The 10446-nt window shown below is 53.0% G+C and carries 11 protein-coding genes and 1 pseudogene; 4 read left to right on the forward strand and 8 right to left on the reverse strand.

Annotated features, from left to right (window positions below):
* Nucleotides 1-598 precede the first annotated feature (598 nt).
* Entirely contained in the window at nt 599-991 is a 393-nt protein-coding gene (locus tag BP727_RS01155; RefSeq protein ID WP_276619763.1) for an ArsR family transcriptional regulator, read from the forward strand.
* Nucleotides 992-1325: 334 nt separating this feature from the next.
* On the opposite strand, the gene BP727_RS01160 is transcribed toward BP727_RS01155, so the two are convergent.
* Together BP727_RS01160 and BP727_RS01165 are read right to left on the reverse strand one after the other, a co-directional pair.
* On the reverse strand, nt 1326-1505 hold the full coding sequence (locus BP727_RS01160; protein ID WP_276619765.1) for a hypothetical protein: 180 nt from the start codon (nt 1503-1505) through the stop codon (nt 1326-1328).
* Entirely contained in the window at nt 1506-2390 is an 885-nt protein-coding gene (locus BP727_RS01165; protein ID WP_276619767.1) for a hypothetical protein, read from the reverse strand.
* A 139-nt stretch (nt 2391-2529) separates the two neighbouring features.
* Between BP727_RS01165 and BP727_RS01170 the strand changes: the two genes are divergently transcribed.
* Both BP727_RS01170 and BP727_RS01175 read left to right on the forward strand, forming a co-directional pair.
* A complete protein-coding gene (locus BP727_RS01170) occupies nt 2530-4524 on the forward strand; it encodes a MutS-related protein (protein ID WP_276619776.1) in 1995 nt (664 codons plus the stop codon).
* Between the two features lie 32 nt (nt 4525-4556).
* Nucleotides 4557-4772 carry a hypothetical protein gene (locus tag BP727_RS01175; RefSeq protein WP_013719688.1) on the forward strand — a complete coding sequence of 72 codons (216 nt, stop codon included), beginning with the start codon at nt 4557-4559 and terminating at the stop codon, nt 4770-4772.
* Between the two features lie 126 nt (nt 4773-4898).
* Here the strand turns inward: BP727_RS01175 and BP727_RS01180 are convergent, their stop codons facing one another.
* Entirely contained in the window at nt 4899-5129 is a 231-nt protein-coding gene (locus BP727_RS01180; RefSeq protein WP_157863754.1) for a hypothetical protein, read from the reverse strand.
* A 31-nt stretch (nt 5130-5160) separates the two neighbouring features.
* On the opposite strand from BP727_RS01180, the gene BP727_RS01185 reads away from it, so the two are divergent.
* Nucleotides 5161-6444, forward strand: coding sequence for a DEAD/DEAH box helicase (locus tag BP727_RS01185; RefSeq protein ID WP_013719687.1), 1284 nt, complete (start codon nt 5161-5163; stop codon nt 6442-6444).
* A 116-nt stretch (nt 6445-6560) separates the two neighbouring features.
* Here BP727_RS01185 and hisS read toward each other — a convergent pair whose 3' ends face one another.
* The 5 genes and pseudogenes from hisS to BP727_RS01210 all read right to left on the reverse strand — a co-directional run.
* The gene (gene hisS / locus BP727_RS01190; RefSeq protein ID WP_286856975.1) at nt 6561-7922 is read right to left on the reverse strand and encodes a histidine--tRNA ligase; all 1362 of its coding nucleotides are present in this window, start codon (nt 7920-7922) and stop codon (nt 6561-6563) included.
* Nucleotides 7923-7989: 67 nt separating this feature from the next.
* A complete protein-coding gene (locus tag BP727_RS01195) occupies nt 7990-8721 on the reverse strand; it encodes a hypothetical protein (protein ID WP_273272110.1) in 732 nt (243 codons plus the stop codon).
* Nucleotides 8722-8750: 29 nt separating this feature from the next.
* Nucleotides 8751-9173, reverse strand: a complete 423-nt coding sequence (locus tag BP727_RS01200) for a hypothetical protein (protein ID WP_273272112.1) — start codon at nt 9171-9173, stop codon at nt 8751-8753.
* 355 nt (nt 9174-9528) lie between these two features.
* A complete protein-coding gene (locus BP727_RS01205; RefSeq protein WP_276619769.1) occupies nt 9529-10140 on the reverse strand; it encodes a TIGR00296 family protein in 612 nt (203 codons plus the stop codon).
* A 57-nt stretch (nt 10141-10197) separates the two neighbouring features.
* Nucleotides 10198-10446: pseudogene (locus tag BP727_RS01210) on the reverse strand (iron-sulfur protein); the annotation flags it as partial.

Below are 10446 nucleotides of genomic sequence, written 5' to 3' on the forward strand. Positions count from 1 at the left end.
ATAAGCAGGATCAATGCAGATCACGGGCACACCAGCTATGGCAGCCTTGTAGTCGATATACTGTGTCTATGGCCTTCGCAACCAGCTTCTTAGAGATGCAATGATTAACGTCTCTATGGAACCTAGCTTCTTTACCGGAAAGCTTCTTCAGATGACGTTTTGCGCTATCTGTTCCACAGCTCTGAAGATCGGCTTTGAGGGTTTGCATCATTGCATAGATAATAACGATCCATATACATATAGAACTTTCGGCATTCCTCCCCACCCTGAAGGATGGGGCCTCCTGCCGAATTGAGGTGAAATCAAAATTAAAACTGTATTATTATAAATAGTAATATCTCAATAATATTTATCTACTTGCATCAGTATAACAACAATTTAAGCGCTAAAATAAATCGCCTTCCTTGACTGTTGCATTGCGATTACCATAGAGTTGCATCTATGATTTGATGGATATAATATACGACTATGGCAAAACAATGGCAGCCGAGGTTTATATCTATAGTATAATCTTATGTCAAAGAAGAATATCTCGCCTCGAAATAAACTATTTATATCATAAGGTATTTGTTATATACAAAAATAGAATGAGGTCATTATGAGACAATTCTCGGTGAAAGTTTTGGATGATGCCGACAGGGAGTTCGTAGAGGTTCTCCGAGAGCTTGGCATTCCCAGAAATGTGGCCAGTATGATCACCTACCTGGCCAATGTGGAGGAGGCCACATCAAGGGAGATCGAGATCGGATCCAACCTCCGCCAGCCCGAGGTGAGCATTGCCATGCGCACATTGCGCAATAATAACTGGGTGGAGGAGAGGGAGATCAAAAAGGATGGCAAAGGAAGGCCGATGAAGGTCTACCGGCTGACCATATCCCTGGGCGATATCATAAAGCATTTCGAGGATGAGAAGCGAAAAGAGTCTGCCAAGACCCTGGAGAGCATCGAAAAGCTCAAAGAGTTGAGCCGAAGCCTGAGCGTCACACCTTAATGGCCAAATGCCATTTGCAGCCAGATAAGTCGCCAGTGTATCTGGCTGTAAATCTGAATTCGTTTATAAACTGTATTGGAGCTGCAAAAACTATTTTCTGCGAGAGTCGGCCATCCAAAAGAGGCCTGCTCTAGATCAGCAGTTAAAAAGGGATGAGATGGCAATTTAGACATCCCATCTCTCTGGCATTCAACAATTTTATTCGAGGACCGTTCAGACCTGCAAACTGGGGATTCCCCCGGGATCTCAGGAGACGAAAATCTTTCTCCCGGAGGAGGATAAAGGGTTAAATAAAGCCATTGATCTTTTCGGCCCAAAGCTCCGCTGCAGAAGCCTATTTCTCTACTTCTCCTCTGCCTATTAAATCATCCAGATTCTCTTCCATGAGCTTCTTGCTTTTGATCTCTTCTTTTTTGCCGCCCTTTCTCTCCGCATTTCGCTTCTTAAAGTCAGCCAAGAATCTCACCACTTCTTCAGAGGAATGGGATGGATAATTAAGCTTTCCATCATTCATTTAAAGTGACTGGCGGCTTCCCTTGTAGACCCATTGGTCGTATATCCCCCGGGAGTCCTGGTTGTCGATTACCTCTCCCCCCCAGCCCGCCTTCTCCATCTCCTTCGCGATGAGATCAGCTTCTTTTTGAGAGTAGACGGTGAATAATAGCCTCTTTTCGGCGAGCGAGGCTGCGGCAAGAAGTATCTCCCTCCACAGGGGCCAGTTGGAGTCATCTATCAGACCCACCATGAAGCCGAGGACAGAATGAAAGGGCCTGCCGGAAAAATAACGTGGCAGGAGCCTGGCATCCAGTACGAAGGACCTTTGTGGGTTCATCAGCCCCTTCTTTAGGGCAATGCAGAGCTCACAGCGATCGTAGTCCATGGCCAGGGGATCTAAACCCAGACGAATGAGGGCTTGGGTAGCCAGTCCGTTGCCGCAGCAGATCTCTAAAATAGGCTCATCAGAGCAGGAGAAGTTGGGCTTTAATAGATCAACCAGCCTCGTTATTCTATCCTCAGCATAATGCAGCTCGGCTGCAGTGCTGCAGCTCTCGCATAGCAGCTCGTCTTTCATGGAGATGGCATAATACTCGACGAGGGCACGGAGAAAGGCGCTCTCATCGACCATGATTCTCTTTGTTGCCTCCGATCCGAACCGATCGGCAGCATCCATCAGGATCCTCTCCCTGGAATACCGGTCTGTTAAAAGCAGCCAAAAATCCTCCGGACTGGCCAGGTGAAGGGCAATGCCGATATCCGCAAGCTCGATAGAGCGATCCCAATCCACTCCTTCATCCATTATCTCTCGGGTTACAGGCAGGTCGAGCAGGTCCTGCAGGGACTCTTCCGCCAAAAATATGCTCTCCTCCTCGCCCAGATTAAGTAATTCATTAAGCAGCACGATATTTCGTCTTCTGCCTCGGGAATATTAATCTTCTGCGTGCAGGCCCGTCCGGGCCGACATCTCCAGATCCTGACAGCCTTCTGCCTGGCGGAACAGATATATTATATTCCTGTTAAAATGGCAGCGCTTGAAACTGGTGGATCTTCCAGGAGTTGGCCCCCGCTTAAGAGAGCGCCTCAGAGAGCATTATGGGGATGAAGAGAAAGCCCTGAAGGCGGTGCGAGACGGGGACCTGCTGGGCCTATGCAGTACCCTTAGCGAACGCCAGGCTCTGCAGCTGGTACAGTATGCTCGCGCCCTGAAGTTCCGGGTCTCTCCAGACGAGTTCTTGGCCACCGATGAGGCCGTCAGGATCTATTCCCTGCTGATCTCCAGGCTGGCTGGGTTTGCCCATACCGAGTATGCCCGACTGAAGATCGGCACCCTCTTTCCCTCCTCCTCCCAGGAGATGATAGAGGAGAACCGATTGGCTGCGTCCCACTCTTTAGAGGTGGCCCGGAGGATGGAAGGCCTAGGCTTAGAGGAGCAGCTTCGTTCCATCCGCCCTTTGCGGGAGAGGTCATCTTCAAGGGTCAGGGAGAGGGCGGTGGCTGCCAGCAGCGCTGAGGACTTCCAGAGGCTCAAATCCCGCGGCCTGGACAGATTGATCGATCTTCATCTGGCGGAAAGCCCTCAGGAGCTCTTGGCCCTCGCCCGGAGCTATAGCGTTGTCAGCCTGGTGGGTGAGGGGATGGTGGATGCGGAAGAGGTGGAGAGGGCTGAATCTTTAGAAGACTGGTACCTGGTTCCTGAGGCGGTTTTAGGCTTTTACAGAGAGAATATGGAAACCCTGGCTGCCGCGGTGGAGGCGGCATTGAAGCTTCGGGCAGCGGGAGTGGAGGACTTTGAGGATTGGGAGGATTTCTTCGACCTGATCAGCAGGCTTAGCGATAAGAGCGACCTTGAGGCGGAGCGGTTGAGCAGGCTGGCTGCCAGGCTGGAGAGGAGCGTGGACCAGGCTGCATCTGCAGCCAATGAGGAGCTGAAGAGAAGGATTGAGCAGAGTTCGCTCACCCTGGATGGGACGGACCTCTTGCAGGTGATGAGCCGGGGAGATGGCATCCGGGAGCTCTTCGAGATCCGGATGAAAGGGATCTATCAGGAGGTCTTGAAAGAGGCCAAGGAGCGCGCCAGAGAGGAGCTGGATCTGAAAGGAGCGGAGGAGGTCTGGCTGGATGAGATATTCTCCTCCGCCGTCAGCTATCCTCTGGAGCTGGACCGAGGAGCATTGCGATCCTTTGAGCAGGAGCTGCGCAGCCGACAAGAGGAGAGGGGCCTGAAGGCAAAAAGAGAGCTGGCCCGTGGTCTGGCCGACGAGAGAAATCGGGCGGAAACGCTGGTCCATATTCTGATGGAGTTCGATTATTCCTATGCACTGGGCTCATTCACCCTGAAGGAGGGTTTGAGCTTTCCGGAGATTGCATCAGAGACCGGCCTGTGTTTTCAGGGAGCAAGAAACCTCTCATTGGAGCAGCCGGAAAAGGTGAGCTACTGCCTTGGTGGAGGGCCGGGCGAGCCTCCAGAGATGGTGGCCCTTCTCAGCGGAGTTAACTCCGGAGGCAAGACCACTCTTTTGGACCTCATCTCTCAGATAGTCATCCTGGCGCAGATGGGTCTGCCCGTGCCCGCCGATAGCTGCAGGATGGGCCTATTCGAGCAGCTTTACTACTTCAGCAAGAGCCGGGGTACCCTCTCCGCCGGAGCCTTTGAGACGGCGATGAGAAAGTTCGCTGTGGTGGAGAACGAGAAGAGAAAGCTGGTCTTGGCCGATGAGCTGGAGTCCATAACCGAGCCCGGAGCCTCGGCGCGCATCATCGCTTGCATGCTCGACGAGCTGAACCGAAGGGGCTCAGCCGCGGTCTTCGTCAGCCACCTGGCTGAGGATGTGCGTCGCTTCTCAGAGACCCCGGTTCGGGTGGACGGAATCGAGGCGGAGGGGCTGGATGAGAACAACTGTCTTGTGGTCTGCCGCAGCCCGCGGTACAACTACCTGGCGAAGAGCACTCCCGAGCTGATACTGGACCGGCTGGTTCGTACCACCAAAGGGCAGGAGAAGGAGTTTTATTCCCGACTCCTGGGGAAGTTCAGGTGATCTTTTTATATTCATGAGTTGACCTGTTATATATGGAAGTCTGGCATATAGTAGCATTCTGTATCCTCTTGTTCCCCCTATTCCTCGCCGCCAACTACATCCTGGTAAAGAAGATGGCCGCAGAGAGGAGGTTGCGCGATGAGCGGCTGGAAAGGGCAGCCTCAGATAGCGTGAGAGAGAGCTATTCCGGCAAGGGACTGCCCCACCAGAGCTGGCCCAAGTATAAGGCGGCGAGGAAGAAGAGATGAACTATGGATCGGCATATTGACCGATAGATGGGACCGACAGATATTTAGTCTGGTGAGGAGATGCTCAACCGCTCCATTTGCATTGATTCGATAAATTGTTGAGATGTTTTTGAGGCTGATATCGGTTCAGCGAATCGATAGGAAATCAAATAAATAATGGAAATGATTTGAAACCGCAGAGGCAGCTTCTTCTCTGGCCCTAAAACGGGCTGTCGGATCAGGCTTCCTTAAAGAGACGGATGGCTCTGGAACGATTTTGATTATGAAATCAATCGCTTCGGGAGACATCCATCGTCGTTTAATGCCTCTGCTTCCGGCAGGCATGCATATCTTGCGAGCTATTGCCGTGGACTTCATCTTGTTTTCAGATTCAAAGAAGAGGCATTAAATGTCATTTGGAAATCTGAATATAATAGATCCGCTCTTGCGAGCGATTGCTCTAGAAGGATATACCACCCCCACGCCGATACAGATGCTGGCCATACCCCCATTACTCGAGGGAAAAGATCTGCTGGGGATCGCTCAGACGGGAACGGGAAAGACGGCGGCATTTGTGCTGCCCATACTGCAGAGAATGTCAGCCGAGCGGCGAGCCAGCCGGCCGGGCTCACCGCGGGTGCTGGTGCTTGCTCCTACCAGAGAGCTTGCTGCCCAGATCGGCCAGAGCTTTGCCACCTATGGCAAGTTTCTCCGCTTCAGACAACTGGTCATATTCGGCGGCGTCCGCCAGGGGCCGCAGGTCAATATGCTCTCCCGAGGAGTCGATATACTAGTCGCCACTCCTGGCAGGCTCTTGGACCTGATGAACCAGGGCTACATAGAGCTGAAAGGGGTTGAGTTCTTCGTCCTGGATGAGATCGACAGGATGCTTGACATGGGCTTCATAAGAGACGTGAAGAGGATAGTCTCGGCTCTGCCGGAGAAGCACAGCTCCCTTTTCTTCTCTGCCACTCTGACCCGGGAGACGGGCGAGCTTGCCCAGAGCCTTCTTAATGATCCGGTGCATGTGCAGGCCTCTCCCTCGGCGTGCACTCTGGACTCCATCGATCAGCAGGTATTCTTTGTCGATCAGAACTCCAAGAACTCCCTTCTGCTCGATCTCCTCTTAAAAGAAGATATGAAGAGGGTCCTGGTCTTCGCCCGCACCAAGCACCGGGCGGATAAGGTGGCGCAGATGCTGTCCAAAAACAGGATTCAGTCGGATGCCATTCACGGCAACAAGTCGCAAAACCAGCGCACTAAGACTATGGAAAGGTTCCGATCAGGCAGGATAAGGGTGCTGGTGGCGACCGACATCGCCGCTCGGGGCATAGATATCGATGATATCACCCATGTGGTGAACTATGACCTGCCAAATGAGCCAGAGAGCTACGTCCACCGCATCGGGCGCACCGGCAGGGCGGGAGCTAGCGGCAATGCATTCTCTTTCTGCTCTGCAGAAGAGCGCAGCTTCTTGAAGGATATCGAGAGGCTTACCCGGGAGAAGATAGAGGAAAGAGAACATAAGTATCATTCTCCCCGGGCAAAGGCGGCAACTGGCGCGGATGCAAAGCCCTTATCCCCTGCCAGGTCAAGGGTCACCCGGGTTCAGCAGAGGCCGGTCGGCGGTAAGGTCCCGGGCAAGCAGGCCACTTCTCATCGCATATCACATCCGGCCAAGGTCGCCTGCTGAATCAGGAGAGGTGGGCTGGCACTCCGAGCAAGGACCGGCCACCTTTTTATATTTTATAAAATTTTGGTGGAAGCATTCATCAGAAATACTAGTCGGCTCTTCCCCCGAAACCAGATTCAAACAGATGAATAGATCCGGCTGAGCCGTTCTACTATCTCCTCTAAGGTCAAATTCTCCTGCTCTCCCCCTGACATGTCTCTCAGGATCAGCCTGCCGGAATCCAGCTCCTCTCTGCCCACGATCACCGCATGCCTCGCACCCGCTCCTGATGCGGCCTTGAGCTGCGCCCCCATGCTTCTGCCCATTACGTCCAGAACCGTAGGGACTGACCTTCGCAGAGATACTGCGATCCTGGCAGCATCAACCTTGACGTCGGGGGTGTATACAAGGAAGACCGGCGGCTTTCTCTCCTCCATTATATGGGCGATCTCCATTATGCGGTCGAATCCCAGGCCGAAGCCGGTTGATGAGGTCTCTTTCCCTCCAAATAGGCTGGAGAGCTCATATGTTCCTCCGCCGCATATCTGGCGCTGTGCTCCCAGACCCTCAGCATAGATCTCAAAGACCGTACCTGAGTAGTAATCCAGGCCCCGCACAATCTCAAAGTCGATTTGGAAGTCCACCCCGTAGGCTCCGAGAAGATCCACCGTCTCTTGGAACTCCTCCAGGTGGAGTTGGGAGCTGACCGCCCTTCCATTGCGAGCAGACCCGCGGCCCTCTGACTGCATCTTGGGCTCAGAACAGGCTTTCGGACCCCCGATCCCGGTGGAGGCCTCTTGAGTCTCAGTGAGCAACAGATCGCCGGCGATCTCCAGGGCCTTATCCAAAGCCGCTTTGCCCTTCAGATCGATCAGCTCCAGCAGTCCCAGATCTCCTTGATCTAGATCCTCCAGCAGCTCCTTTAAAGCAGACCGCTCCTTTTTGTCGATCATTCTCATCGCAGCCGCTCTTTTATCCCCCTCGATTCTCTCCAAAATAGCCCGTATGAGACCCAGATAGCCGAGGTGAATATCTCCCCTGATTCCCGCGCTCCTGATCAACTGATCTGCCAGAGCGATGGCCTCGGCCTCGGAATCCGGCCTGGCACCTCCTATCAGCTCCGCACCCAGCTGCCAGAACTCCCTGAAGCGCCCTTTCTGTGGGCGTTCGTAGCGGAAGCAATTGCCAAAGTAGTAGAGCCTCAAAGGCTTGGGCGAGTTTTGCAGCTCGGAGACGAACATGCGCATCACTGGAGCGGTCAATTCCGGACGGAGGGCAAGATCTCGACCTCCTTTGTCCTGGAAGCTGTAGATCTCATCTATTACTGAGGCACCGGATTTCTCTGTGAATAGCTCAAGATGCTCAAATGTGGGTGTGGCTACCTCCTGGTAGCCCCAGCGACAAAGCACTTCTTGCATCGCTTTTCGGGCCTGGCTCCGCTTCCGCATCTCTTCTGGAAGGAAGTCCCGCGTGCCTCTCGGTCTCTTGATGATGGTCATATCGAGAGAGAAGTAGAACGCAAAATGCCCTTATAGTTTGTGATTCAAAAAGAAGAAATCATGGGAATTATCTCAGCTTCTCTTCCACCTCAGATGGACAGGCGATGATCTGCACTGGCCGTATCAGGATGTTGGAGGTGGCGGTGGCACTTCCCCCTTTTACCGAATTTATAGCACTCACTGAGATCCCGCTGACGTCTATGACCATATTATTGCCCAAGAGCGCTGCCGAACCGCTCCTGGTCACATTGTTCGAGTTGAGGTCGTATTTCTTGTCCCTGTTCAATGCTTTATCCACAGCGCGCTCAATGCTATCTGCCGCAACATGACCATTATACCAATTTAGCGATCCATCATCGGTCTCCTGGCCGGTGACGCTGATCTCCAGGGAATTGGAAAGGTCCTCCGACCCAGCATCACAGTCTTGGCTGCCGTCGTAGATAATCTCTCGCTCCCGGTCGGTATTGATTGCCGTCAGATCTGAAACCACCCTCTTCGAGCCGGTTTCATTCAGCGCTATATCTTCTCTTGAAGGCAATGGCCAGAGAAAAAGAGCTTTCGACCGAAGCGCCGATGTACTTCGCACTGACCAGGGGAGAGTGATCGTCTCTCCATTTACCTTGAACTTCCCTATTGCGCTTCCATATGGTTTATCCATAGTGCCTGAGAGGGTCTTTTTCATCTCTTTCTGCAGGTCGGGGAGGCCCGCCTCTGATCCCAGTGCATTGAGCATGAGGCATGAGAAGATAAAAATGGCCCCCACCAGCAAGAGGCCAGTGGGCTTTAGCATTTTTTTCATTTTCGTCCTTCAGGTCTGATGATCCCGATCTATTGCTGGTTGGTGACGATCTTCACATTGTTGGTGGCAATCGCGGCTCCAAAGGCCAGTGCCTCCCTATTTCCCACCCGGATCTGCTCCATGTTGACCTTTAAGCAGCATTCCTGGCAGGATTCGGGACCGCAGCATTCGCACTCACCTGAATCCTGATTCTTCTCGATCATCAGGTTATTGGTGGCTGTGGCCAGAGAAGGTCTCCGCCAGATGCCGCCAAAGGCCAACGCCCTGTCATTTCCGACGGTCAGGCGATCGAAGTTTGTATCTGCGAACTCAGGGAACTGGAACGCAGATGCCTCTGACTGAAATATGCCTCCGCCCCTCCCCAGAACGTCCACCGCTCCACAGGGCTTCATTCCCTGTGCCAGAATAGGTACCGATAGCATCACTACGGCCAATACCACAAGTACTCCCATTTGCCTAATAATTTCACCTCATCATCATTTTAGGATATAATCAATTAGTCACTCGATGATATTTATACGTTCTGGTGGTTTTTTTCATGAAAAGCTAGATTTATAGAGATATTCTTATCGAGAAAATTTTACCATAGGTATGCACCAGCGATAATAATGAGACCATTTCGCCGATATATTAAATTTTGAAGCAAGTGCAGGCAGAGAGGAAGCGTCGCTAGGATCAAATCATAGTGACAGGCTATATTGTGGTCAAAACCATAAAATTAGAATAAAATGGGCATGATAGTTATCATCAGTCCGAGCCCTACCCTCATTGCAGCGGCAAGTGATGCGCAGTCATTTCCCTTAATTGTTATGTACCGCAGGGACTCTCAGTGAAGCTCTTCTCAAATACCTCCCTCTCCGGCGCCACCTCGGCGAAGATCTGCGCCTCGAAGTGCTCTATCAGAATGTCCTCATCCAGCCAGGCATCTGCCGGCAGGCCCGCTTTGACGCAGGTCTGGCCTAAAAACTCCAGGGAATCAAAACCCCATTCAATCGCCACCTGGGGCAGCAGCAGACCGGTGAACGGCCCTTTGGAGACGATGAGGCCGTCCCTTCCCACCTGAATCCTCTCGGGCAGGTTCTTCTTGGGCCCGGTGCAGGCCTGGGGCTCGGTGAGAATGGTGACCTCCAGCTCAATCCTCTTCAGCTCACCCGGCCGCAGGCCAGGGAACCGCGGATCGCGAAAGCCGGCATTGATCGCTGAATCCACAATGGCCCGACCAAGGGGCAAGACCGGCCGAGGATAGCCTATGCATCCCCGCAGGTCCCCATCCTCATGCAAAGTTACAAAGACGCCACGCTTCTGGGAAAAGACTGGCTGCATCCCTTCTGGGTCCAGGGCCTCCTTCGTTTCCATATAATGTGCCAGGGCGCGCCTGGCCAGGCGGACGGCTGCACTTCCCTCATCCACTGTCAGCATGATTATTAATAGGCCTGGAAGATATTAAAGAGTTGTGCGGGTTGGAGCTCGCCCGCTCTAGCGCCAGTTGATGCTGTTCCAGTGCTCGTACTCGTGCTCCCAGTTATCCTTGTTCATGCGCACCAGCTCTTTGAAGTGAGAGCGGATGCCTTCCTGCACCTTCCTCTGCTCAGCGTAGTCGCATTTGGTGCGAATATCCTCGACCAAGGCCCGGCCCAGATCGCGGGCCTTCCTCTCCCCCTCCCCCCGGGCACGAGCGCCTTTGCTCATCTCAGCTCCTGCGCTGCCGGTAACAAAAGCGCCGAA

It is taken from the genome of Methanosaeta sp. UBA356, from assembly GCF_002496465.1.
Lineage (GTDB): Archaea > Halobacteriota > Methanosarcinia > Methanotrichales > Methanotrichaceae > Methanothrix > Methanothrix soehngenii.